The 25,364-nt window shown below is 51.4% G+C and carries 24 protein-coding genes and 1 riboswitch; of the genes, 3 read left to right on the top strand and 21 right to left on the bottom strand.

Annotated features, from left to right (window positions below; genetic code table 11):
• Position 1 precedes the first annotated feature (1 nt).
• Together purK and purE are read right to left on the bottom strand one after the other, a co-directional pair.
• Complete coding sequence (gene purK / locus BJP58_RS24685; RefSeq protein WP_194540964.1) at positions 2-1,189, bottom strand: 5-(carboxyamino)imidazole ribonucleotide synthase; 1,188 nt, start codon at positions 1,187-1,189, stop codon at positions 2-4.
• Positions 1,186-1,671: a 5-(carboxyamino)imidazole ribonucleotide mutase gene (purE, locus tag BJP58_RS24680; RefSeq protein WP_194540963.1), complete on the bottom strand. Its 486-nt coding sequence runs from the start codon at positions 1,669-1,671 to the stop codon at positions 1,186-1,188. Before purE ends, purK begins: the two co-directional genes overlap by 4 nt.
• Before the next feature lie 194 nt (positions 1,672-1,865).
• Positions 1,866-1,967: riboswitch (purine riboswitch) on the bottom strand.
• A gap of 568 nt (positions 1,968-2,535) precedes the next feature.
• Between purE and BJP58_RS24675 the strand changes: the two genes are divergently transcribed.
• Positions 2,536-3,147, top strand: a complete 612-nt coding sequence (locus BJP58_RS24675) for a histidine phosphatase family protein (RefSeq protein WP_194540962.1) — start codon at positions 2,536-2,538, stop codon at positions 3,145-3,147.
• Here BJP58_RS24675 and BJP58_RS24670 read toward each other — a convergent pair.
• The 14 genes from BJP58_RS24670 to BJP58_RS24605 all read right to left on the bottom strand — a co-directional run bounded on the left by BJP58_RS24670 (position 3,116) and on the right by BJP58_RS24605 (position 16,683).
• Positions 3,116-3,460: a hypothetical protein gene (locus BJP58_RS24670; protein ID WP_233354752.1), complete on the bottom strand. Its 345-nt coding sequence runs from the start codon at positions 3,458-3,460 to the stop codon at positions 3,116-3,118. The genes BJP58_RS24675 and BJP58_RS24670 overlap by 32 nt on opposite strands.
• Positions 3,461-3,615: 155 nt before the next feature.
• Complete coding sequence (locus BJP58_RS24665) at positions 3,616-4,050, bottom strand: universal stress protein (RefSeq protein ID WP_071221566.1); 435 nt, start codon at positions 4,048-4,050, stop codon at positions 3,616-3,618.
• A 137-nt stretch (positions 4,051-4,187) separates the two neighbouring features.
• The gene (locus BJP58_RS24660) at positions 4,188-4,451 is read right to left on the bottom strand and encodes a DUF1294 domain-containing protein (RefSeq protein ID WP_071221567.1); all 264 of its coding nucleotides are present in this window, start codon (positions 4,449-4,451) and stop codon (positions 4,188-4,190) included.
• A 230-nt stretch (positions 4,452-4,681) separates the two neighbouring features.
• A complete protein-coding gene (locus BJP58_RS24655) occupies positions 4,682-4,819 on the bottom strand; it encodes a hypothetical protein (protein ID WP_181469949.1) in 138 nt (45 codons plus the stop codon).
• 102 nt (positions 4,820-4,921) lie between these two features.
• On the bottom strand, positions 4,922-7,057 hold the full coding sequence (locus BJP58_RS24650; RefSeq protein ID WP_194540961.1) for a DNA topoisomerase III: 2,136 nt from the start codon (positions 7,055-7,057) through the stop codon (positions 4,922-4,924).
• Between the two features lie 62 nt (positions 7,058-7,119).
• Positions 7,120-8,286 carry a bis-aminopropyl spermidine synthase family protein gene (locus BJP58_RS24645; RefSeq protein ID WP_194540960.1) on the bottom strand — a complete coding sequence of 389 codons (1,167 nt, stop codon included), beginning with the start codon at positions 8,284-8,286 and terminating at the stop codon, positions 7,120-7,122.
• A 353-nt stretch (positions 8,287-8,639) separates the two neighbouring features.
• On the bottom strand, positions 8,640-9,092 hold the full coding sequence (locus BJP58_RS24640) for a GNAT family N-acetyltransferase (RefSeq protein ID WP_233354751.1): 453 nt from the start codon (positions 9,090-9,092) through the stop codon (positions 8,640-8,642).
• A complete protein-coding gene (locus BJP58_RS24635; protein WP_194540958.1) occupies positions 9,092-9,745 on the bottom strand; it encodes a sigma-70 family RNA polymerase sigma factor in 654 nt (217 codons plus the stop codon). The genes BJP58_RS24640 and BJP58_RS24635 overlap by 1 nt, the downstream gene beginning before the upstream one ends.
• Before the next feature lie 257 nt (positions 9,746-10,002).
• On the bottom strand, positions 10,003-10,824 hold the full coding sequence (locus BJP58_RS24630; protein ID WP_194540957.1) for an MBL fold metallo-hydrolase: 822 nt from the start codon (positions 10,822-10,824) through the stop codon (positions 10,003-10,005).
• 86 nt (positions 10,825-10,910) lie between these two features.
• Positions 10,911-12,845, bottom strand: coding sequence for an FtsX-like permease family protein (locus BJP58_RS24625; RefSeq protein ID WP_194540956.1), 1,935 nt, complete (start codon positions 12,843-12,845; stop codon positions 10,911-10,913).
• Positions 12,820-13,590 carry an ABC transporter ATP-binding protein gene (locus BJP58_RS24620; protein ID WP_071221574.1) on the bottom strand — a complete coding sequence of 257 codons (771 nt, stop codon included), beginning with the start codon at positions 13,588-13,590 and terminating at the stop codon, positions 12,820-12,822. The genes BJP58_RS24625 and BJP58_RS24620 overlap by 26 nt, the downstream gene beginning before the upstream one ends.
• 609 nt (positions 13,591-14,199) lie before the next feature.
• Positions 14,200-15,186, bottom strand: a complete 987-nt coding sequence (locus BJP58_RS24615) for a sensor histidine kinase (RefSeq protein WP_194540955.1) — start codon at positions 15,184-15,186, stop codon at positions 14,200-14,202.
• A gap of 9 nt (positions 15,187-15,195) precedes the next feature.
• A complete protein-coding gene (locus BJP58_RS24610) occupies positions 15,196-15,888 on the bottom strand; it encodes a response regulator transcription factor (protein ID WP_071221576.1) in 693 nt (230 codons plus the stop codon).
• 60 nt (positions 15,889-15,948) lie between these two features.
• Entirely contained in the window at positions 15,949-16,683 is a 735-nt protein-coding gene (locus BJP58_RS24605) for an acyl-[acyl-carrier-protein] thioesterase (RefSeq protein ID WP_233354750.1), read from the bottom strand.
• Between the two features lie 196 nt (positions 16,684-16,879).
• On the opposite strand from BJP58_RS24605, the gene BJP58_RS24600 reads away from it, so the two are divergent.
• Positions 16,880-17,137 carry a GlsB/YeaQ/YmgE family stress response membrane protein gene (locus BJP58_RS24600; RefSeq protein WP_006208269.1) on the top strand — a complete coding sequence of 86 codons (258 nt, stop codon included), beginning with the start codon at positions 16,880-16,882 and terminating at the stop codon, positions 17,135-17,137.
• A 147-nt stretch (positions 17,138-17,284) separates the two neighbouring features.
• On the opposite strand, the gene BJP58_RS24595 is transcribed toward BJP58_RS24600, so the two are convergent.
• Positions 17,285-18,178, bottom strand: coding sequence for an SDR family oxidoreductase (locus tag BJP58_RS24595; RefSeq protein WP_194540953.1), 894 nt, complete (start codon positions 18,176-18,178; stop codon positions 17,285-17,287).
• Positions 18,179-18,308: 130 nt separating this feature from the next.
• On the opposite strand from BJP58_RS24595, the gene BJP58_RS24590 reads away from it, so the two are divergent.
• Positions 18,309-19,262 carry a helix-turn-helix transcriptional regulator gene (locus BJP58_RS24590; protein WP_194540952.1) on the top strand — a complete coding sequence of 318 codons (954 nt, stop codon included), beginning with the start codon at positions 18,309-18,311 and terminating at the stop codon, positions 19,260-19,262.
• Positions 19,263-19,335: 73 nt separating this feature from the next.
• Here the strand turns inward: BJP58_RS24590 and BJP58_RS24585 are convergent, their stop codons facing one another.
• From BJP58_RS24585 to BJP58_RS24570, 4 genes are all read right to left on the bottom strand, one after another.
• Positions 19,336-20,310, bottom strand: coding sequence for a ring-cleaving dioxygenase (locus BJP58_RS24585; RefSeq protein WP_194540951.1), 975 nt, complete (start codon positions 20,308-20,310; stop codon positions 19,336-19,338).
• 335 nt (positions 20,311-20,645) lie between these two features.
• Positions 20,646-22,244 carry a response regulator transcription factor gene (locus BJP58_RS24580; RefSeq protein WP_194540950.1) on the bottom strand — a complete coding sequence of 533 codons (1,599 nt, stop codon included), beginning with the start codon at positions 22,242-22,244 and terminating at the stop codon, positions 20,646-20,648.
• Positions 22,245-22,265: 21 nt separating this feature from the next.
• On the bottom strand, positions 22,266-23,609 hold the full coding sequence (locus BJP58_RS24575) for an ABC transporter substrate-binding protein (RefSeq protein WP_194540949.1): 1,344 nt from the start codon (positions 23,607-23,609) through the stop codon (positions 22,266-22,268).
• Positions 23,610-23,624: 15 nt separating this feature from the next.
• Positions 23,625-25,349 carry a cache domain-containing sensor histidine kinase gene (locus BJP58_RS24570; protein WP_194540948.1) on the bottom strand — a complete coding sequence of 575 codons (1,725 nt, stop codon included), beginning with the start codon at positions 25,347-25,349 and terminating at the stop codon, positions 23,625-23,627.
• Between the last annotated feature and the right edge of the window lie 15 nt (positions 25,350-25,364).

Below are 25,364 nucleotides of genomic sequence, written 5' to 3'. Positions count from 1 at the left end.
TTTAATCCTGCCTCCAAATATTAGTTTTCTCTACCCATTCGAGCGCGTCATCGACATCCCCGCACAAGAGGTTGATATGTCCCATCTTGCGGTTAAGCTTCGATTCGCTCTTGCCGTATAGATGAAGCTTAGGCACAACGCCGAGAGACTCTGCAAGCGCGTCGTGCTCTCCAAAGCGCCATACCGCTTCCTCCAGATGCTGTCCCAGGAGGTTCACCATGACGACCGGGCTCAGCAGCGTTGTGTCCCCGAGCGGCAGATCGCAGATCGCTCTTACATGCTGCTCGAATTGAGAGGTTGAGCATGCCTCCATCGTGTAGTGACCCGAGTTATGCGGACGAGGTGCAAGCTCATTCACGTACAGCTCCCCATCCTCGGTCACAAACATCTCGACAGCCAGCAGGCCGACAGCTCCCATGCCTTCAGCTACGCGTTCCGCGAGCTGACATGCTTTGCGCTGTACTTCGCTTGTCACGCGAGCAGGCACAATCGACAAGTGCAAAATATTGTTGACATGCACGTTCTCAGCCGGGGGAAAGCTCTTCACGATGCCGCTGGGCGTACGCGCCGCGATCACGGAGATCTCGCACGCGAACTTCACGAACTTCTCCAACACCAGCTCCGTCCCGCTGGCAGCCAGCTCTTTGTAAGCTGATTCCAGCTCATCTTCGCTGCGGAGAACCGCTTGCCCTTTACCATCATAACCCCCCATGGCGGTCTTAAGCACGCACGGAAGTCCAAGTTCAGAGGCGGCGGACTGTAAATCTTCCAAGCTTGTTATTTCACGATACGGCGCAACCGGTACGCCGGCCGCTTCAATTGCGGCCTTCTCGCGCAAGCGGTGCTGCGTGGTATACAGCAGCTTGCTTCCCTGGGGGACATAAGACTGTTCCTCCAGAAGCTGGGCGACGCCTGCATCGACATTTTCGAATTCGTACGTAATGACGTCCGCTTTGACGGCGAGCTGCCGGGCAGCCTCGACGTCGTCATACCGGGCCGTAACCTGCTCAGCCATCTGGCCAAGCGGGGAGTTCGGCGTCGGATCAAGGGTGACGAACGAATATCCCATCCGGATCCCGTCCAGCGCAATCATCCGTCCGAGTTGTCCCCCGCCAAGTACACCAATGACGGAACCTGGCAGTAGCTTTTTGCTAGAGACCTTCGTCTGCTGTGCTCCGTTCTCCATCATAGGTTATCGCTGCTTTCCAGCACTTCGTCACGGATACGGTCCCGGCGCGCTTGCACTCTTTCCTGAATCCCTGCATCCGAAGTGCCTAAAATCTGGGCGGCGAGCAATCCGGCGTTGGTTGCTCCCGCTTTACCGATCGCTACGGTTGCTACCGGAATGCCGCCCGGCATCTGCACGATCGACAACAATGAATCCAGCCCCTTCAGCGCTTTCGATTTAACCGGAACGCCGATAACCGGCAATACCGTCTTCGAAGCGACCATTCCGGGCAGGTGAGCGGCCCCGCCGGCTCCGGCGATAATGACGCGAAGTCCTCGGCCCTCCGCTTCCTCGGCATACCGGAACATCAAGTCCGGCGTCCGGTGAGCGGATACGACTTTTTTCTCATAAGGAATTTCAAGCTCGTCTAGCACCTGGCATGCATGGGACATCGTATCCCAATCTGATTGGCTTCCCATAATGACTCCTACTTGTGCTGTCATGAGTTACCCCCGCTTTCTTCGAAATTCGACAATATAATGGCTGCTGCTGAAAAAAAAGTCCGATCCCGTAAACACAAATTCTGTGCAGGTCTCGGACATACAAGGATTACGAACGCTGCTGCCTGCGTCAAGCAGAAGAGTCTTGCGCATCCGCCGCCAAAGAGGCAAACATGAAACCAAGCCCCGTCGTAGCCGCACCGTTTGTATTCCCTCGTAGTCCGAAAATTTACGGTTTCCGGGTAGAGACTTCCGGGCCATATCCCCGGCTTTATACGAGAAATATTAAATTTCATCAATCACGCTTTATAAGTTATTTTGAACCTCAACATCCTCAGTTTATCAATTTCTGACACCAAATGTCAACCTAAACACGAACAATCGGATTTACATAAAAAATAATGTTCGTATCTAGGGAGTGAGCAATACTGCAGCAAAAACTTCTTGGAGATTGCGGGCTTTATTGAAGGCAAGGGCAACGGTCGTTCATAAAAAAGGTGTGGGCAGTGATGGCAGCGCTGCGCTGACGAATCGTGATTCCGATCGCTGTTAAACACGGGAAACTGGATTGAACAATATAGGGTTGTTTCCCGTGTTTAAAGGCGAACGCTTCGCTTCTCCATCCACGATTCGTCCGCTCCGCTGGAGCGAGAATCTTTTTTGCTGCTGCATAGAGGGTAAGGGAAAAGTATTATCGCAGAATAAAATAAGACCGTATTCTGCTCTTTAATTGTAGCTACTTACAAGGAAGATGGGGTCGAGTGTCGAAATCTTATCATCCGACATGAGTATGAAATACGACAGAACTTTAATTCGATATCTATATTTGAATATTACTAAGCAGAATCTATTTCTAAGGAGGAACCAATGGCTATCTATCTCGTAAGGCATGGTCAAGATGAAGAAGGGTACCGCGGAGGGTGGAGCCAGCGCGGGCTCATAGACGAAGGGATCAGGCAAGCGGAAAAGCTGGGGCAATACTTAAACGAACACAAGCATGATTTTAATATCCACCGAATCGTATGCAGCGATTTACAGAGAGCCTATCAGACTGCCTCCATATTGGCCGATAAGCTTGGCCTTCCGTTTCATGGTTCCGAGGATTGGAGGGAGATGAATAACGGTCTGCTCGCTGGAATACCTAACTCTTTAGCGGAAGAGAAGTTCCCTGGATTGTATTTTTCCAGCTTACGAATGGACGAAAGATACCCGGGCGGTGAAAGTCCGCAAGAAAATTTCCAGCGGATTAAGGAAACCTTCACGAGATTATGCCAGGATCAGCTTGAAACAAATGATCACGAGAACGTATTGGTGGTCACTCACGGGGGAGTGATTAACATCATTTATCATCTAATCAAGGATATGGCATGGAGCAATAAGAATCCGCTCTTCCCGGCGGCGAACACCGGGCTGCACAGGGTGGAGTTCCGGGGCGGGCGCTGGGAGTTTACCCTGGAGAATGCAGCACCTCATTTGTAATCGGGAAACCGCATTTCTTCCCACGACCCGGTTCTACCGCTCCCCATGCTTGATAGCATCTACATATTGCTTGGCTTCGACCCAAAGACAACCCTAACTCTTCCCTTACGATTTTAATCGCTTTAATGTCCTGCCCATCCGCCAGCAGCTGTCTGACTTCCTCATGAACCGGCGGTTCAGGTATTCCTAATTGGTTTGCCATTTGATTTAACGTGTTCTGCTGCTGCCTCATTCGCTTCTCCATTGCCGTCATTCGACTGGAGACCATAAGACCGACCAGAACAACCAAGACCATAAGCAGAATAATTTCCATATGAACCTCCTCTGACAAAAAACACCTATCGTCTTAACGGACGCTTCGAAAGATACGCCCAAATCGCGTACGATAAATATGAAGCCGCAGCTGCGGATGCAAAATCGGAAGAACCAATCTCTATAAAAAAGGGACGCCTAAGCGTCCCAACAACATTATTTTACAACCAGCACCGGAATCTTTGCATGCTGCACTACATTATGGCTGACACTGCCCAGTACGAACTCGCGGATACCGCCAAGACCGCGGCTGCCGATGACAATCAGGTCACTGCCGTTCTGATTCGCATACTCCAGAATGACTTCAGCCGGAGGACCCTGGATCATCTCCACTTGGCCGTTAACGCCTGACTTCTCAATCCGCTCGCGGATTTCCTCTGTCGTCTGCACAGCAAGATCGTAGACATCTTTATTAAGTGAAGCTGGAATTGGGGCAAGCCCTTCCCCAACGAAGAAACGCGGAAAATCGTAAGCATGAATGACATCCAGCGTAGCTCCCGGTGTTACCTTGGCAAGTTCAACCGCACGTCCGAGCGCTTTATTCGCTGCTTTGGAGCCGTCGTAAGCTAGAAGAATTTTAGTAAAAAGCATACAGGCCACCTCTTTCTATAGTTAAGAGACCTACTACAGTTAAAAGACCTACTACTTATTATTAAACAACTTCATACCGTTATGAAACGAGCTTGCTCACTCGCTGAGATATTCCTATGTAGTTCAGATTAAACAGATTATCCCCAGAAGTACGTGTAGAGCGCGACATTCACGACTAACAACAGCGGCACGCCCATTTTAAATGATAAATGCCTCGTTTTATGACGCTTGCGGTACATGGCAATCCATACACCCAAGGCCCCGCCTATGGCAGCCAGCAGAAACAGCGTTCTCTCCGGAACCCGATCCCGTCCCATTCGGGCACGCCGTTTATCCTCCGACATGACCAGGTAGGCTACCGCATTGATAAAAATAAACCAAACGATCAGTGCAGGTCTCACGTTGGTTCACGCACCCCCATTCCAACTGATCGATCTTCCCCAATCAGCCATTTGCTATACATTCTATGGCTATTATAAAACTGCAGGCTAATGAAGACAATGCCGGCTAAATAATCTTGGATCATGCCCATCTATGAATGCCATTATTAGGACACGGCCGACGTCATAATTCCAACGAACCCGTGTCCGGCATAATGACAACCAGGCCATGCTCAACCACTACTCAAAACTTATGATTCATTCTTGGATATTTCATTCAGGCTCGGAACATAGTCTGCAGCCTTTTTCGGTTTGAGGGTCTTGCTCTCCTCAAGAATGCTTGATTTGTTCTGCTGGTTTTCGCTTTTTCTTGCTTTATGATTCGGCATGCAAATCACCCCCTGTCCGTAGAATGAGCCATTCTACCCGAGGTTATGCTAGCGATGGCAAGAAAATCGCTTTTCAAGCAATTGGGAGAAGCCTTATGCAGATTATTCCTTCCCCTTCTGCTCAAGAGCCGCCTTCAACAGGTCGCCCAGGTTCGAACCGATCGACTCCTGCTTACTATATTGCTGAACGAGCTTCCGCTCCTCGCGTTTGTTCACATGCTTGGCATCCTTCTTCAGCGTTTCCGTAATGCCGCAGCCCAGGCACTGCACGAACAGCCCCGCCTTGCCTTCTTTCATCTCCATCTTCTTGTGGCACTGCGGACATCGGCGATTGGACAGACGCTTCTCGCCTGAACGCTTGTATCCGCAATCGTCACTCGGGCAGACAAGCAGCTTGCCGCGCTTAGTCTTCTTCTCCAGCAGTCTTGTCCCACAATCCGGACAGTGGCTGTTCGAGACATTATGCGGTTTGTACTCCGCTTCGCTTCCCTTTACATCCGTGACCAGCTTCTTGGTCATGTCCCGAATTCCACGCAAGAACGGTTCCGGCTTGCCTTGCCCCTTCGCGATCCGTTCGAGCTCGGCCTCCCAGCGTGCCGTGAGCTCCGGTGTTCTCAGCTCTGGAGCGACAAGCTCGATCAGCTGCTTGCCTTTGCCTGTCGGATGGAGGGTTTGCCCCTGCCGTTCGATCGTATCCGAGCTAACCAGCTTCTCGATGATATCAGCCCGAGTCGCTGGGGTTCCCAGGCCGTGCTTCTCCATCTGGGAGAGCAGCGCCGCTTCGTTATAACGCTTCGGCGGCTGGGTGCGTCCCGGTTTCAGTACGCAGCGGACCACCTTCACCGACTCTCCTTCTCGCAGCTCCGGCAGGAGCTTGCCTGAAGACTGGCCCTGAACATCGTCCTGCTCGTCTTCAGCGTCATCGTCATAATCGCCGCCGTATACCTCGCGCCAGCCGCTGTCCTTGATCGTAGTTCCTTTTGCGTAGAGCTGTTCTCCCTCAATCTGAACGGTAACCGATACGTTATCGTAGCGGGCAGGAGGATAGAACAAGCTGATGAAACGGCGTACGATAAGATCGTACAGCTTGCGTTCATCCACTGACAGCTGATTCAGCAGCACGGTCTGTTCGGTTGGAATGATGGCATGGTGATCCGTAACCTTGCTGTTATCCACGACCCGTTTGCCCGGCGATAAATTTTTACGCAGCAGCGGACGTGCAATGGAAGCATAGGGCCCGATCGCGATGCTCGACAGTCTCTCCTTCAACGTTCCGACCATATCCGATGTCAGGTAACGGCTGTCCGTACGCGGATAGGTGACCAGCTTATGCTGCTCATACAGGCGCTGCAGCACGTTCGAGGTCTGCTTGGCAGAGAACCCGAATCGGCGGTTGGCATCCCGCTGTAATTCGGTCAAATCATAGGCCAGCGGATGCGGCTCGGTTTTCTCGCTCTTTTTCACGCTGACGATTTTACCGGTGCTGCCCTCCAGCTTCTGCTTCAGCTTGGCCGCCTTATCCTTCTCGAATAGACGACCGTCTCCGCCGGCCGGACGCCACGAAACCTCAAAATTCCCAAGATCCGCCTGCAGCGTCTCATATTCCTGAGAGCGGAAATTCACGATTTCCTTCTCCCGGTCCATGATCATCCCGAGCGTTGGCGTCTGAACCCGGCCTGCCGACAACTGTGCATTAAATTTGGTCGTCAGCGCACGCGTCACATTCAGTCCAACCATCCAATCCGCTTCCGCCCGGCAGCGTGCGGACTCATACAGCCGGTCGAACTGCTGCCCCGGCTTGAGTGATGCAAAACCTTCCTTGATCGCCTTATCCGTCTGGGAAGAAATCCACAGCCGCTTGAACGGCTTGTTCCACTTCGCCATTTTGAGGATCCAGCGTGCAAGCAGCTCCCCTTCACGGGCCGCATCCGTGGCAATAATCATTTCGCCGACATCCGGGCGCTTCATCAGATGCTGAACCGTCTTGAACTGGTGGCTTGTTTCCTTCAGCACCTTAAGCCTCGCGTTATCCGGAAGGATCGGCAAATCCTCCAGCGCCCAAGTCTGGTACTTCTTATCATAGTCCTCGGGTTCGGCAAGTCCTACCAAATGTCCAAGCGCCCAGGTCACAATATATTTCGGTCCTTCAAAATAATTCTTCTGCTTCTCGCGGCTGCCCATTACTCTCGCAATTTCCTTGGCAACGGACGGCTTCTCAGCCAATACTAATACTTTCATAGCCCTCCCCTTCCTCTGTCCTCCTATTATAACCTCCCCCCGATTGTTTCCACAAAGATAAGTCAGATCGTTTTCTTAGCCAGCCATGTGAACGTAAGATTGGCACATACGGGACAGCCCTGCTTCTTCAAATCCTCGATCGTGGAATAATCACCCTGCACGCCCACCTGCAGCTCGCCCTGACATTGAATGCATCTGTAGGTTCGGACCGTTCGCCTAACCTCGCCTGTGTAGAGCTCCTCCTCGAAAGAATCCGTAATATGCGGCTCCGTAAATTCCGTCGTTGTTAGCACGATCATCTGACCGCTATTGCCGATCATCTGCGCTCCGATATATTGATTGAAATGAAGCAGCACCTGCTTTACCGACAAACCCATACGTACGAATTCACGCTGCATGGACCATGTGAAATCGGGAGATTTGTGGGCGAAGGAGAGAAAGATGGGGCATCCCTTCTCGTGTTTCAACGCGCTAATCCCTCTGGATAAGAACAGGGTCAGCCCTTGAAGCGTGTACGGCGGATCCGTAAAAAAGCAATCATATTGCCCGTTCCAGCCCTCAGGCAACGGCTGCCTGAGATCGATGTGTCTGCATGTAACCGATAAGCCTTCTTTTGCAGCTGCACGCTGGATAAACCGCAGGAATCGCTCATCGATATCCATTACGGTAATGGCGGCTCTCTGGTCCTTTGCGTTCGGGAACAGCCGTTTAAGCAGCAGACCCAGCGAGATGCTCACAAGGTCGTCATCGCCAACGCACAGGATGTTCTTGCCGATCAGGCTGTGCTCCCTCAGACACAGAACGGCTCTCCGAAGACTCGTCTCCACCGTGCATTGGGATTGGTCGATCTGAACATCGACTTGGGGGCGCTGCTCCAGGATCTCCGTGAGCCTCGCTAGTACATCAGAAAGCTCCGGCTGCCAATCGTGTTCCTCGGCCATAAGCTTCTGATACAGATCCTGATCGATCCCTCCGTATCCCAGTTCATGTTCAACATACACCTTCCCGGCAGAGGTGCAGCGAACTCCCCGCTCTTGAATGAGAGCACCTGCCTTGATGAGCTCCTTCTTGATTGCGGCAGTGATTGGAACGGGTAGATACGTATGTCGTGCCAGCTCTTTGGTTGAAATACCGGGCCGCATATAACTCGCTACCAGCAGCTGTTCAATCACCTGAACGCCTTCCTGCAAACGAACCTTGGTTTTCACTTCTTCTATATAATTCATCATGTGAATCACGCTCTTTTCCTGAATATGGGGTGGTTATTGCCCCTGGAAAAGAACACACGTAACCCCATACGTGCTGCAGTAATAAAAAAAGGACAGAAGTCCATGAACCATCGTCCACCTTCTGTCCCCCAGCGGGAAGCCGTGCCCGGGGCACGGCTGTACAGTCAATATATAAGGGATGGCTGTTGTGTTCTTAACCAGGTGGACTCAGAGCCTTCGCGCCATGACAAATAAACCTCACGTAAAGTGGGTTTTTGCCAAAAGACAAGCAGAGAGTCCTATACAATTTGGTTAGTTAAGAACACGCACCGACATCAAGACAGCTCCCCTATTTTCAATATAAATCCCGCCGACTAAAATCTGTTGGCCATAAAAATGATATCCTTCTTCACTTCAAAACCGTGTTTCCGATAAAAATCTTCCGCCGGAAGATCCTTTTCCGTAAGCAGCACCATGCAATGAATGTTAATCGATTTCAAAAACTCCTTTATGCCATGCATTAATGCCGAACCTAGTCCGCCGCCCTGCAGATCGGTATCGATATAATACTCCTGGATATAGTATTCCTTACCGCTATACCAGCTCTTCGTATGACCAAAACAAGCTCCCAGTATCTGACCATCCTGTTCTATAACAAATCCCAGGAATACCGGATTGTCCATAAATTCTCCGAGGTATTGCTGTACATGCTGCACGGAGTCCCACTGATCGAACCAGGGTTCGCCGCTAAAGACCTTGAGCATCAGCTCGGAACATGCTCCAAGGTCGGGTTTGTCCATCAATCTGACTTTCTGTTTCGTTTCCATCAAGCCGTTACACCCCATGATCTGTGAATGATATCGTAATTGCCGATAAGCCTAACCGTCCGGATCATCATGAGCATAGGAGCAAAGTTCTTCAGACTCGGCTCCTTACATACTATCGGGTCGTGGCTCACGTTCCTTTCCGTGGAAGGATCCAATCTTTCCGCCAATATGGCACGCGCCCGGTACAGCCGGGATTTCACCGTTCCTTCCGGTATACCTACCATCTTGGCGATATGGTTGATCGGTATATCCCGATAATAGTGAAGCTGAATAACTCTGCGTAAATCATCTTCCAGATGGGTCACGGCTTCGTTGAGTTCGATCGCTTCATACGGCAGTGCATCGGCACCCCCATTGGCAAGTTCAACCGTCCGCAGCCGCTGCTGGGAGCGCAGCAGTTGCAGGCATTCATGAATAAGAATGCGGGACAGCCATGTTCTAAAATAAGCAGGCTGCTTTAAGGTCGACATCGCTGCGAAGGATTTATAAATCGCTTCCTGTACGGCATCCGCGCAATCCTCTTCCCGCCTCAGATACAAGCGGGCCAAGCCATACAAATAACGCTCACAAGCGTGGACCAGCCTGCTAAAGGCTTCCCGATCCCCATGCTTGGCAAGCTGGACATCGCGTACTATATTGGATTTCTTGTTCACATTGGGAGACCTCCTCTGCAACACTTCCTTGGCCTTACATAAGTTAGATGCCTGAGAGCGCGATTAGGTTCACGCCAGTTCATCTTTTTTTTAAAATCTGGTGTTGCTATCACCTTCATTTTCGCACAATTCCGTTAATCATTTCCATATTGAATATTCAGCCTATGAAAAAACACCGCAAGGCCATCGCCCTTACGGTGTCTCGTTCAGCCTATAAAACGTTCATATCATGAAACGGATGATTGATCCGTCCTCATTCAATTTGGTTCCTCATCCACATACCGACCTTGCTCGGGAACGGCCAAACGATCAAAATCCCGAGCTAACCGTTCGAGTGAAGCGGTAAGCTCCTCACCCCGCATCGAAACTCCGTGTCCCGTGATCAGAACTCCGGGATTCAAGCTTGACAGGCGGCGAACCGACTCCCGCGCAAGATCCCAATCCGGGGTAAAATACATCGGCGGACCATGCAGCTCCTTCTCCTGCCCGATGACGGCTAGCGCCGACTCTTGCTTCACCGTAATCACCGCGTCTCCCGCAACGAGGACTCGATCCCGTTCGCGGAACAGGGAGATATGGCCGGGGCTATGGCCCGGTGTCGGCAGCCATTTAAATTCAGAAAGACCCGGCACGCTGCCGTTCTCCGGCAGCGGTTGTATCCTGGAGCCCAGATCGATGGCTTTGCTCGGATACATCGGGGCAACGCGGGCCATCAATCCGCCGCCCACGCTTGGATCACCTGGTGGATAGTCTTCTTTTCCCGTAAGGAATGGGAGTTCATCCCGATGAGCGTAGACAGGTACACTCCAGCGGTCCGCCAATACCTTCACATTCCCGACATGGTCGAAATGGCCATGGGTGAGCACAATGCAAACCGGCGGCTTTCCGAATCTTTTCTCAGCTTCTTCTACAATGGACCCTTCAAAATTTCCGAGTCCCGTATCAATCAGTACCCAGTCGCCCGTCCCCCGCGTACCGATCATCTGGACGTTCACCATAACCGTACGCAAGGATAGTATATCCGGCGTAATCTCTTCCGTCTCGACTGCACCCGTCTTTAACATGCTGTGATCATTCATTATGGAATCGCCCCCACTTCTCGTTGTAAATGCTTCTTGTAATAACATACCCGTTTTGGCACTTTTCAACGAAGAAATGGCGATTTTTACTGAATGATTTTGTTGAGACGGTCCAGATAACGCCAGCGAGTAATAAAGAAATATATGACCTGGATGCTCAGGAAGAAGATAAAGATCTTCAAACTGTGCCCAACAATCGAGAAGTCTACCAGTTGCTGCAGGGCTACGAAGGCAACGCCGCTATGAATGAGTGCGATCAGCATTGGTAAAAAGAACATAATGACAAGCTGCTTGGTAATGATAGTGCCAAGCTCTTTTTTGCTGAGTCCGACCTTCGCAATCATGCGATACTGCTGTTCGTCCCGGGCAAGATCCGCGTACAGCCGGAAATAAACAAAGCTTGCCGCGAAGGTGAAGAACACGATGCCGACCAAGCCGCTTACCATAAGCAGAATGCCGTTCTGCTGCTGAGCACTTTTCCAATCCATATACAATGATTTTACATAATAACTGTAGTCCTCATTCTCGTTGAGACGATCCAGAATCGCTCTGGATACATCCCCAGTATTCTTCCAATCCTGTACGTAAAACGTATGGTATGCCGCATAACCGTACTCCTCATCCTGATCCTGCTGTGCCTTGAACGCATCGTCGTACAAGCGGTCGGATACGACCAGCGTCTCGCCATAGGTTGCCGGTACGGCAATAAACGTTTCGGCTTTGAGCACCTTGACGATTTCCGATTTCTTGCCGTTTAATACCTCGAACTGACTATTTAAAGGACCGTTGATTCGGTAGCTGTTCTTCTCCGAGACCGTTCCCGGAGTCAAGATTCCTTCCAGATCGCCCAATGTTTCTGCCGGGTAACCCAGTGACTGAATGAGACGGTTATATTGGCTAAGCTTAACCAGCTGCACCCCGTTATCCGAGAAAATCGGGGTAACCTCCGCCTCCTTATAATCGAACCCGCCTTTTTTAAGCTCCTCCCTGATGATATCAAGATGCCTATTCCCTTTATCAGCGTCCTCATCATACATGGAGTATGTGTAGGCATAAGGATTCTCCATGGCCGACAGCCCCGGATCTCCAATTGCGAGCGTGGTCCCGATACCGGTAAAGGCAGATGCCGAGATAACCGAAACGAGGAAAAACATCACCGCATTGTCCTTGATTCTGTACAGGAGCTCCGAGATTGTCAGCAGATTGGTTCGACGGAAGAAAAATCGCTCCTTCTTCTGCAAATACCGCATGAAATATACGCTGAACTGGGTGAAGAGAAAATACGTGCCGATGACAACGAGAACAACGCCTCCAAACAGCAGAATAAAATTAAAGATTTGGAGAATCGCAAAGGCCAAAACCATACCGTATCCGGCACCAATCAACAGGACAGCCAGCACGGCCAGCCAAGGAGAGGCTTTGGGCTGCGGTTTGGGACTTTCCTCCGCTTTAACGAGCGCAAGCAGCGTGCCCTTCCTCAGCATGAACGAAGAACACAGTGCAATCAGCAGGAACAGGACGGCATAAGCCGCTGCTGTGATAAGAAGCGCTTTGAGCGGAAAATAAAACGGAAGTCCATTATCCACGGCCAGCAGCTTCGCGCTGATTAACAGAATCAGTTTCGAGAACAGAACGCCCGTCCCGATCCCGGCTGCGATCGCCGCAACGCCAATCAATATATTTTCGATGAACAGCATTCGGTTCAATTGCTTGCGGGACATCCCGAGAATCAACAGTATGCCGAATTCCTTCTTCCGGACTTTAATAAAGGCCCCCACGGAATAGAGCAGGAAAAAGAACGAAAAGACAAACACAATGTACTGGGATACCGTCATGCCCATCGTGCCCAGCATGGACATGGTATCACTGGAGGACACCAGGCCATCCTTCAGCTGCGGATGAAACGACAGCAGCCCGTAGGTAAAGAAAATCATGACCGAGAAGGCGCTGCTCAGGAAATGGGCGATATACGTGCGCTTGCTGCGCAGGACATTGTTAATGGCGAACTGGCGAAAATTCATGTCCCGAACCTCCCAGCAGCGATAACACATTGATGATTTTTTGATAAAAGGCCGATTGGCTCTCGCCGTATGTGATTTCGTTGTACAACTGACCGTCCTTGATAAACACCACCCGATTGCAGTAACTTGCGGCAACCGGATCGTGGGTGACCAGCAGCATCGTCACTTTGTCCTCTTTGTTTCTCCGGTCCATAATCTCCATGACGTCGCGCGCCGATTTGGAGTCCAGATTCCCCGTCGGTTCATCGGCCAGGACCAGCTTCGGTACATGGATCATCGCACGTGCTACGGCCGTCCGCTGCGCCTGTCCCCCGGATATTTCGTAAGTCCGCTTATCCAGGATCGATGTTATGCCCAGCTTCTCGGCCAATATCCCTACCCGGCGATTCATCTCATCCAGATCTACCCCGTCCAGCGCCAAGGGCAGCAGGATGTTCTCCTTCACCGTCAGCGTATTCAGCAGGTTGAAGGACTGAAAGACAAACCCGAGCTCACGGCGGCGAAACATCGCGAGTTTATCCTGGGATAAACGGAACGGATCTTCCCCGCCAATAAGAATCTCCCCGGATGTGGGACGGTCGATGGTGGATATCATGTTAAGCAGCGTTGTTTTTCCGCTCCCGGATGGTCCCATGATGCCAACGAATTCCCCTTCGTTGATGCTCAGATTGATATTGGAAAGCGCCTCGTGGGACACCGCGGCCTTGTAGACTTTGCCCAAATTGCGCACGTTTAGTATTTCCATCTTGTAAACCTCACCTTCGTTATTCATATCTTGTAAGGTTAGTGTATAGCATCCGGCGGAGCTTCTCCTATCGATCACTCTTTCACCAATCTTACATCGGTGTAAGATTCATGTTTTACTAAAAGCGTCCCATCGAATAAATCATTTTTGCGCTTCGGCAGACCGCTCCGAGTGCGTAACTGTTGCGATTCTAAAGACTGCTCCAAGTACGTAACGTTCCTACGATCGCTGTTGCCCCCAAATTTTCTGAACGATTACGCTGTGGTAAAAATTCGGGTACAAAGGCGACCGCTTCGCTTCTTCGGAATCGTTTCGTCCTCTTTCGCTGGTGTGTAACGATGCCTACTCATTATTTAAAACAAAAGAAAGAACCTTATCTCAGGGCTTCATGATGTTTCAACAACCATCTTTTACCCCAGATAAGGTGCTCTCATAAAGTATTTAGGTAATTTACCGTATGCTTCATAATCTATGAATAACTTAGATATGGTCTGACTAAACCCTACTCGGCTTAATCCATACCGTCATCTCGATCTTAAACAACCAACAACGTACTCGACATCTTAGCCTGCGCCAGTCAGACGCCAACAGGACTCTCTATTGCCAGTCTCACCCTGAAAAAATCAACCTCACGGTCGTTCCTTTCCCCTGCTCGGATTCCAGCTCGATTTGGTGGTTCATTTTATGAACAACCTCCTTGACGAGATATAAGCCCATGCCGGTGGATTCCTTCAGCTTGCGTCCGTTTTCCCCGGTATAGAACGGGTCGAACACCCGCTTCATGTCGGATTTGGGTATGCCTATCCCGCGATCCGTGATCTCCAGCACAACATGACGGTGATCCTCGCTCCGGTGGGCTTGGATCGTCACTTTAAGGCCGGTACCGGCGGAATATTTGACGGCGTTGGACAGCAGCTGCAGCATGATGAAACGAAGCCACTTGGCATCCGTCTGGACGGTGAGGTCCGGGTTGATCCGGACTTCCGGATACACATGGCTGTGAATAAAGTAGCGCTTGTTCTCGTGAACTGCATCGACTGCAATCTGGTAGAGCTTCACAGGCTCCACGCTGAAATCCTGTTCAAATGTTTCAAGCCTGGACATGTAAAGCACCATCTCAAGCCCGCGCCGAATCCGGTCGGACTCTTCGGATATACTCTTGAAGGAATCGTTATCATCTTCTTGCGTGATCACCTCAATGACAGACAGCGGCGTTTTCATCTGATGTACCCATTGATTCATGAAGATCATATGCTCTTTCCGCCGGCGCTCCCACTCTTCCATGACCGTTCGGTATTGACGGTATTGCTCTTCCATAAGCTCGCTAAGAGCCGTGGGCAGCGGGGCGGATTCATTATGCTTGATCGATTCCTCCAGCGACCTGATAGGCTGTGACAGCCGCTCATAGAAATCCCGGTGCGTGAAGTACCGGAATGCCAAGTATCCGCCCAGAATGGTCAGACCGAGGAAAACGGCATAGGCCGCTGTCACCGGATGATCATAACCGTCATACCAGAATACGAGCAGCACCACAAACAACTCGGCGACCGTAAATAGTATCAAGGGCAGTTGCTCACGCCAAAACAGCTTTTTCATAGCCTTCCCTTACCTCTTCCAAACCGTGTGCAGTCGGTATCCCGAGCCGCGGATCGTTTCCAGCGCATTCTCAATCCCTAACTCCGCAAGCCGTTTGCGCACCCGGTTAATATTCACGCTGAGCGTATTATCGTCAACGAATGTATCATCCCACAGCTTCTCCAGAATCGTCTCGCGCGTGACCAGCCGGGGGCTCCGGCTCAGCAGCGTTTCCAGGAGGATGGTTTCTTTTTTGGTGAGTATGGATGTCCGGTCCTCAAGGATCAGCTCCATCCGTTCGGGATACAGGACCAGCCCGTCCTTCTCAACCGTACGCTCGGCGGAAGCTGCTGCATAATCACCGTATACGCGTCGAAGCTGGCTGTGGATCTTGGCGATGACGATATCATAAGCAAACGGCTTGGTGATATAATCATCCGCACCGTTCTCCAGCGCCCGTAACTGATCAGGGGTCCCGTTCCGAGCAGATATGAAAATAATCGGACAGGTTGATACCGACCTGATCTGGCGGCACCAATAATAGCCGTCAAAGCTTGGCAGATTCACGTCGAGCAGAACAATATGCGGCTTTATCTCATGGAATCGCTCCAGCACATGATCGAAATCTTCGATGATGGTTCCATCATTTCCGTACCGCTCGATATGCGATTGCAGCAGCCCCGCCAGCTTCGGGTCATCTTCAACAATCATGATTTTGTACATCCGTTCACCCTCCATGAAGCGTCAGCCGCTCTTTCCCTTCGAAAGAATTCGCCTGATGGTTTATGATTCCCTAACGATAGCCGCTTCAAAAAAGTTGGTTCCGTCCGGCGACGTGCCTTGTACGTACACCCTGTTGTTCTCTTCTACCGAACGTCGGATCAGCATCGTATCCTTCAGCCTGGCCTCGTTATGATATGTAATCTTGAAGCCGGTCACTTGCCCTTCCCGAAGCTCCTGCTCACTCAGCACGTCAAAGCACAGATCTGCATAACGGGCATTATTCAAATGACCATTCGTATCGATTCCGCTGTACCGGACCATGTACGTATAAGCCTCATCCAGCTGTACTCCTTCCGGTAATACGGCTTTGTTTGGCAGTTCTCCAACCGTTTCCTCACCGATCGGCACCTCATATGGAAACATGGACGGACGCAAAATTTTCCGTTTATGGATATCTACCAGGGCCCATACCGAGCGGGCTTCGCCCAGCATTTCTCCAGAGCCGTTCTTTATCCGATAATCCCGGTGCCACAGCGCTCCTTTGGACCCGCGGCTCCAGGTGTCAACATATACTGTGTCCATATCCCTTGGCATCTGCCGCATATCAAGCTCAAGCGTTATCAGCATCCAGCCCATTCCCCGCTCGATCATCTCCTCGCGACTGATCCCGAGCGCCTCAATATGCCGGTCAGCCGCTCTTTGCAAAATACTGAGCAGCGAAGACCAACGGCAATCCCCTCTAAAATCCGCATCAACGGATTGAATCGTATATTCTTCAGTCCATTTCTCAACCATGAGTCCCATGCCAGCTCCTTTATTATTCTCAACCTAACGATAATTCAAGCATAATCAAAAGCCCAGCATTTATCAAAGAATGACACGATATTTCGTCTGCTGGAAAAAAGTGATTTTGTCATCATCCGGTTTAAAAGTCACGTCTTTGGTTAATAGTAAGGCACAAACAACTATAACTTATACGAGGTGATAAACAATGAGTTTTCTTTGGTCATTAATCGTTGGTGGTATCATTGGTTGGATTGCGGGCTTGATTATGGGCAGAGACATTCCCGGCGGTATCATCGGTAACATCATTGCTGGTTTTGTCGGTGCTTGGCTTGGTGGGCTTCTGCTCGGATCTTGGGGACCGGAAATGGGAGGATTCTTCATCCTGCCTGCTCTGATCGGTGCCGTGGTGCTTGTCTTTATCGTCAGCCTGATCATGGGTTCGATGAGACGCGGCCGTTCCTAACTTGATTGAATAGGATGAAGACTTTCATGGTGCGATTTACCGGCAACTGCCACGATTCAGATTACGCAGCGGATAAATCCACAACCAAACAGGGTGACCTATTCGCCATCATGGCGGTAGGTCACCCTGTTTTACATGCCCTTTCTTTTATAAAAGAGGAAGGCCTTGCTTCTTCGCATAATTCCCCCAATGCGGCCTGCGTCCATCAATGTCGCTAAATCCGTATTCATCCGACAAATCCCAGCTGGAGAGCGCCTTGCCGCTCTTGTCGGCTACATTCGGATCGGCTGCGAGCGCAGCAATGCCCTGCGCAAGGAAATACGGGGTCTCCGACTCGATGAAATGCGGCTCTTGCGCTGCGGCATCCTGCCAATTGTCTTCCGTCACGCCAAAGTGATCCAGCATTTGCTCGGAACGCAGAAATCCTGGCGTAACAGACAGCGCAGTTACCTGATAGGGACGCAACTCTTCCGCCATGGCAGCAGCCAGGTGGATCGCCGAAATTTTTGCCAGGCTGTAGTACAAGTTCCCGCGATACCGATACGTAGATCCATCCGTAACTTCAATGACCAATCCCCCGCCGCTGTCCACCATCAGCGGAACACCGTAATAACTTGTGATCATGTGCGTGGTAACCGCCCGCTCCTGCATTAACAATCCATCGGACAGAAACTGCTCCCAGAACGGGATATTCCAGTGCGTGAGGTTCTCGCCTCCCCATATATCATTAACGAGGATGTCCAGCCGTCCTTGCTGCTCCTCGCGAATCCGTTCAAACAATGCCTTTACTTGCTCCTCATCGGTATGGTCACATTGCACGGCGATGCCGATCCCGCCCCGCGCCGTCACCATATCCGCCGTGTCATCAATCGTCTCAGACCGTTTGATATCCGACACCTGACCACGTACGCTCCGTCCCGTGCAATACACCGTTGCCCCTGCAACACCCAGCATCACCGCAATGGCGCGGCCAGCCCCCCGGGTCGCTCCGGCAACGACGGCTACTTTACCTTGTAATGGCTTATACTCATTCTTATTCATAGCGTAACCTCCAACCTGTATACTGAATAATCTCAACATCCTTATCCTATCAGTCATATATGACATCCCTTGTCTTATATCCGTGCTACAATACAATTATCTTCTACAGATAGTAAAGAGGTGACATGACTTGAGGGCGGATCGTCTATTGTCCATTATGCTGATGCTACAGAACGGGGGTAAGAAAAACACCCGCTATTTAGCGGAGCAGCTCGAGGTATCGGAACGAACGATCATACGCGATATGGAAAGTCTAAGCTCGGCTGGTATTCCCGTCTATGCGGAAAGAGGCTCCCTTGGCGGTTGGGTGCTGGAAGAGAGCTATCGAACGAACCTGACCGGGATGACGCCTGATGAGCTCATCTCCCTGCTGGTCTCCAGTCACAGCCCGCTGATCGGAGATCTAGGAATCCGCAAGCAATTTGATGCGGCCTATCAGAAATTATTGGCCTCTTCCCCCAGCTCCGTTAGGCAGGACGCCGAAATCATTCGGGAAAAAATCCATATTGATGGCGCAGGCTGGCACTCCTATCGCGAATCGCATCCGTATCTTACAGTGCTTCAGGAGGCGCTGTGGCTGGATCGCATCACCCGAATCCAATATATGAAGGGGGAGGAGCGGGTAGAAAGAAACATTTATCCGCTCGGGCTGGTTGCCAAACGCAGCACCTGGTATGTGGTCGCGGAATCCGAAGGCGAACGGCGAACCTACCGTGTATCGAGAATCGTGGATGCCGTCATGTCCGAGGATACCTTTGAGCGCCCGACCGATTTTAATCTAGCCGAGTATTGGGAGGAGTCGCTGACACGGTTCATGCAGAATCTCCCGAAGTATCCGGCACAGGTTCGAATGACCGTCTCTCTGATCAAACGCTTTGAGCGGGAGCGATACGTAAAAATAATCCGATGCGACATGGAAAGCCAGAACGACGGGTGGATAGCGGCCGATTTGGAATTCAACACCTTGGAATCGGCTTCCGCATTCCTTCTAAGCTGCGGAGCGGAAATCGAGGTGATTGCTCCGCAGGAGCTGCGCGAGCATGTCGGCACGGCCGCAAAAGCCATTTCACAGCTGTATGAATAGATAAAAAAAGCACCCGGCAGATGCCTCAAAATGGAGGCTTGCCCGGTGCTTGTTGCTGCGCATATATACGCCATTATGATTGATTGGTATGAAGAGGCTTCAGGTGCGCTTCAATCTGTTCCCGCTTCGGCTCAAGGAACGGCGGCAGCGCTAGCGATTCGCCGAGATGATCGATATGCTCATCCGTGTCAAAGCCCGGGCCGTCGGTAGCCACCTCGAACAAAATACCGTTAGGCTCTCTGAAATACAAGGAACGGAAGTAGAAGCGATCGACAAACCCCGAATTCGAAAAACCTACATCGCCAATCCGGTCGATCCATGCCCGGAGCTCCTCCTCGTCCTCTACGCGGAATGCAACGTGATGAACGCCGCCCCGACCAAGCCGCTCCTGCGGAAGGTCCGTTCGTTCCTCGACGTGCACTTCCGCTCCCGTTCCGCCTTCCCCTGTCTCAAAAACAAGGATATCCGGCTGCCCGTCTACAGGCGAGGCATACTGACCTTTGTAGCGGAAGCCCATCAGCTCCGTCAATACCTTCACGGTTTGCACCGGATTAGGCACGGTAAGCTGCACCGGACCTAATCCGATAATGGCGTATTCCGTCGGAACCGGTCCCTTTTCCCACGGGATGCCCCCAGGAACGCCCTCATTATGTTCATCCGAAACCAGAATGATGCGCTGGCCCTCGAAATCCCTGAAGAGAAGTGTCAATCGGCCGGCACGTTCCTTGATCTCCTCGCGTTCTACACCGTGCTCATCCAACCGCCGGGTCCAATATTCCAAAGCGCGGTCACTGGGCACGCGAAGGGATGTTGCCGAGATGCTGTTGTTTCCCTCACGGGTCCGGCCGGCCATCGGAATTTCGAAGAAGGTAAGCTCCGTCCCAGGGTTTCCTTTTTCGTCGCCGTAAAACAGATGGTATACCGAGACATCGTCCTGATTCACCGTCTTCTTAACCAAGCGCATGCCAAGAACCTTTGTATAAAATTCGAAGTTCCGCGAAGCCGCAGCCGTTAACGCGGATACGTGATGAATTCCTTTAAACTTCATGACTTCAACCTCCATCTATTTTTTTATTTATTCTTCATTAACGAAACCATGTGAACCATCCAAGGCACCTGTCCTGTTATAAATAAACGCCTTATTCAAAAAGCTGCTTCACCCTTACTTCTTCAACTTATCTTGTGCATCTGGTGCTTAATCTCAGTTTAGTATTTAACTCAGGAATCGTCAAGTCTTAATATTAAGATATTTAAAATAAAAATAACAGAACTCTTTTTCCCTGATCAACTCCGGAAAAATGGATCTGTTATTCATTCCCTGCTATGCTGAAACCTATCCTCGCATGATTGGCCCGTTAACACCACGAACGGGGCTTCGCCTCTTTAAGTCTTGGATATCGCCTCTTCCCGATACTCGGAGGGCGTTTTCCCTGTTATTTTTTTGAACACCTGCGTAAAATAGCGCGGGTCCTGATACCCTACCATTGGCGCTACCTGATATACCTTCACATCCGTATTCAGCAGTATGCTCTTGGCCTTCTCGATCCGGCATTCCGTTAAGTACTCCAGAAACGTATATCCCGTTGTTCCCTTAAACAGGGTACAGAAATGGCTGATGCTCAAATCCGCCAGCTCCGATACCTCTTCAATGCTGAGATCCTTCTGGTAATTTTCCGCGATGTACTCCTTGGCTTTGCCCATAACGGCCTGAACATTGTCCTTGGCCTGCCCGGACCGGCTCTCGGCAATCCACTTGCTGAAATGGCTTTTCACGACGTCCATCAGCTGCTGAAGGGTGCCGGACGCATGAAGCTCCTGCAGCAATTCCTCCAGCGACCACTCAAACAGCACCTTCATATGCTCAAACTGCCGATACAGCACGACACTCATCTCCAGCAGCACCCGCTCGGTCATCTCCCGGCTGAAGGCATGCTCCTCGATATAAGCCTTGGTCTCGTCAAAAAGCTCCAGCAGCCGCTCCTTGTGAAGCGTGCGGATGCTTTCCACCATGAGCGACTCGAGATGCTTCGGATACTTCGCTTCGCTGGCCGTTTCCATCATGGAATCGGGCGTTCCGAGAAACACCCCCTCTTCCCCGGAATAAAACCGCTGGTATAAGGCGCGGACGGCGGTCTCGTAAGCCGTTCCCAAGCGGTCAATCCCGGCCATGCTGGGACTGAAGCCGACCGAGCAGGACAGCTTCGTATTCCGCTTGATCAATTGCACCAAATCCCGGCCGATCTCCTCCTGCCGCTCCCTCGTCAGGTTCGGAAACAGCAGCACCCATTCCCCGCTGCGGAAAGGAAATACCGTCAGTCCGCCATGCTGCAAGGACCATTCCTCCAGGACGTTCCGTACGGCAAACAGCCACAAGCGCTTCTCGTCCATGCTCCATAACTCGTTAAGCCGCAAGTAATGATCCAACTGAATGACGGCCATCGTGTATCCATGCTCCAGCTCGCTGTCTTCCAGCCACTGCATATGCTGCAGGGGGCTTCGGTTCCCCTCGATAAATTCCGTAAGCATCCTCTCCCGGGCCAGCAGAGATAAAACCTTGATCGAATGCAGCATTTGATCATCCGCAATTTGCTTCTCCAGGGTTCTGGCCGCCTTGGCTATCGTTTCCGTCAGCTCATCGTGATCGATCGGCTTGAGCAAGTAATCGAAAGCCCCTTCGCGCAGCGCTTCCCTTGCGTATTCGAATTCGCCATACCCGCTAATGAAAATAATGATCCGCCGTGCCTGATCCGCCTTCAGCTCCTTCATGAGCGTAATGCCATCCATTCCCGGCATCCGTATATCACTGATGATCATATGCGGCGATACTTCACGCGCCAGCTTGAGAGCGCTGTCCCCTGTCTTGGCCTCCCCAACGACTTCGAGATCCAGCTCATCCCAGGGGATGGCTGCCCTTAGACTGCGCAGAATGATCGGCTCATCATCGACCAGCATAACTCTGAATTTGCCTTCCGATCCGCCCATGACGTTCCCCCTGTCTTCTGTTTACTCTGCTGTCGTATTCCGCCTAAGCTTCCAATACCGCACCGAGGACTTCTGAATTTGCTCCAATGCGCCGGCAGCATCGATCCGTCCTCCAATCATATCCTCGATCACCTTAAGGAACGAACTGTTTACCTCGGGTGATAACGTGTTGTCGTAAGGCAGAAAGGTGCTCGTGGACTCCTCCATCAATTCCGTGACTTGGGCAAACACCGGCCCGGTTTTCTTCGAATCATAGTCAATCTTCATCGAAGGGACGCGCAGTCCTTCATACACCAGCCGAGTCTGCACCTCTGGAGTATAGAACATGCCCAGCAGCTCCAGAGCCGATTGCTTTTTCGTTTCATCCAAGTCCGATGACAGCCCGATGCCGATCGTATATCCCCCTGCCAAGGACCGTTCTTCGCCAGGAAAAAGCGACGGAAAGGGAATGACGCCGATCTCGTTCTGAAAATCCGGGTAATCCTCATTCTGCAGCAGCGTAATATCCCAGCTGCCGTTCATATACATCGCAGCTTTTCCTTCCGTGAACTGGGCAATCGCTTCTTCCGTGGAAAGATCGTTCGCGTTCGGGCTGAACGCCCCTTCTTTGATCCACAGCTCCAAGTGCTCAAACGCCTCCAAGTAGGACTCTTGCACAAAGCTGACCTGATCATCGCCTTCGACCAGCCGGTCAATCAGTTCCGGCCCGGCGTAACGATCCATGAAATAGTGGGCAAAAATTCCCGCCGGCCACCTGTCTTCGTTGCCGACCGCAAAAGGGATGATATCGTTCTCCCGCAGAACACGAATAGCTTCGTCCATCTGTCCCAGCATCTTCGGAGGCTCCAGCTTCAGCTGCCGGAATAAAGCCCGGTTATAATAGATCGGCTCTGCGTGTCCCTCGAAGGGCAGGCCATAGATCCGGTCCTCGAAGGTCCAATGGTGCAGATCCTTGAATTGCTCCTTCAATCCGGTATCCTGCAAAAAATCCGTTAAATCCATCAACCGGTTCGATCTGGCATAAGGCACGATCTCGGCTCCTCCGAACAAAACAAACATATCCGGCGGCGTGCCGGTCACCATCTCGCTCTTCAGCTTTTGTTCCCGGTGAATCGTCTGATCGATGCTCTCGAAGTTCACCTTAACATTTGGATGCGCTTTCTCATACGTGCGGACGATGCTCTCGAATACGGCCAGCACCGGCCTGTCATGCTCCTTGTTCCAGAAATGCCGGAACGTCAGCGTAATTTTCTCCGGCTGTTCCTCCTGGGCCGGTCCCTGATTCTGTACCGTCACCCACACGACAGACAGCGCCAACAGAGCGGCATATCCGACGATCCAGCCCCAATTCCAAAACCATCTCACCCTGCAGCCCCCCTGTCATGTCAGTATTTTCGGTATTCGGATTCGGATCAAGGAGCCGTAACCTGGGGAGGAACAGATCATCAGGCCGTAACGGCTGCCAAACCGGATCCGCAGCCTTTCATGGACATTCTTCAATCCGACTCCGTTCTCGCGATACTTCTTGAGCTGTCCCGGATCCGAATTCCACAGCTTCATCAGCGTTTCCGGATCGAAGCCCGGACCGTTGTCCTCCACGTCAATCACGATATCCTCGCCGTCCTCGGACACACGAATGGAGATCAGTCCGCTTTCCTCCATCGGCTCGATCCCGTGATATAAAGCGTTCTCAACAATCGGCTGAATAATCAGCTTTTGCGTAACGTAGTGCCTCAGTTCATTCGGAAGCTCAATGCCGTAATCGAATTTTTCTTCAAACCTGAATTTCTGTATCCGCATATAGTGCTGGACATGCTCCAGCTCCATGCTAAGCGGTATGAGTTCGTGATGCTCGCTGATGCTGATACGCAGCAGCTTTCCAAGGGAAACCACCATCTTGCTGATATCCTTGTTACCCTGAAGCACGGCCATCGAATTGATCGATTCCAGTGAATTGTAGATAAAATGCGGATTGATCTGAGCGACCAGCGCCTGCAGCTCCGCTTCCTTTTTTCGTGCTTGTTCCGTCTCGACCTGTCCAATCAGCTCCTGAATCTGGGTGCTCATCCGGTTAAAGCCGTCGATTAACAGATCCGTCTCGTCTTCCGCCACGTTATGCGACGGGATCGGGACGAAGATGCCCTGCTTAACGCGCTTCATCCCGTTCACCGCGCTGATGATGCTGCGCACCATTCTGCGCACAAAAAAACGGTCGAACAGGAACGCCGACACGAGCGAGATCAACCCCAGGATCAAGGCTAGGTTGCGAATCGGGACCGATTCGGCCGAAATCAGTTTACTTGGCGTGATGGCGACCAGAAACCAATCTTTATTATGTGAAGGTGAATATGTGATCAGCGATTTTTCGCCTGCATATTGATCGATATAGTAGCCTTTTCCATTCGTCTTGTAACTATCCGAGAGAAACGGGAACTCCGTCCGCTCCCCGATATGCCCGCCTGACTTGCTAAACACGATGTGCCCCTGCTGATTGACCAGCAAAATGTCTCCCTGCTTCAGCGTTGCCGCCTCCCAGAACACCTGATCGAGGAGATCCGGCTTCACGTAGATCACCACGGTTCCGATATCCTCCAGCGAGTAATAGTCCTTGATGACCCTGGATTGAATCAAAACGGGAGCGCCGTCAGCCGCAGAGCCGTTCTCGCCGGGTCCGACCCATACAGGACGCCCCTCCGCCTTCTCTACCGCTTCATACCATGCCTGCTGCCTCAGTTCCTGAAGCTCCATTCCGCCATTCGTGTTATACATCAACCGGTCATTCGAATAAAAAGCAAACGACGCAATCATCGGATGATTGATCAGATTGTTGATCTCCTGCCGCCGTTCATAGGTAACCGCGTATTCCGGCTGTTTCAGCATCTGCTGAACCGATTGCTGGGTAATCGCCGAGTTCGAAATCGTCGTGATTTCGTTCAAGGCAAACTTCAGTTTGCGATCCGTTTCCAGAAGCGAAATCCAGTAGAAATCATTCGACTTCTTCTCCATCGCTTCCGAAAAGCTGTAATAGGATACCCCGCCCAGCGCGATGACCGGAATGAAGACCAGAAGAATAATAGCCAGCAATATCTTTCGGCGGAGTTTCATGGATCCTTCCTCCCT

The organism is Paenibacillus sp. JZ16 (assembly GCF_015326965.1).
Taxonomy (GTDB): Bacteria; Bacillota; Bacilli; order Paenibacillales; family Paenibacillaceae; genus Paenibacillus_AQ.
Note: the sequence above shows the minus strand (reverse complement) of the source record. Positions and strands in the feature narration are given on the sequence as shown.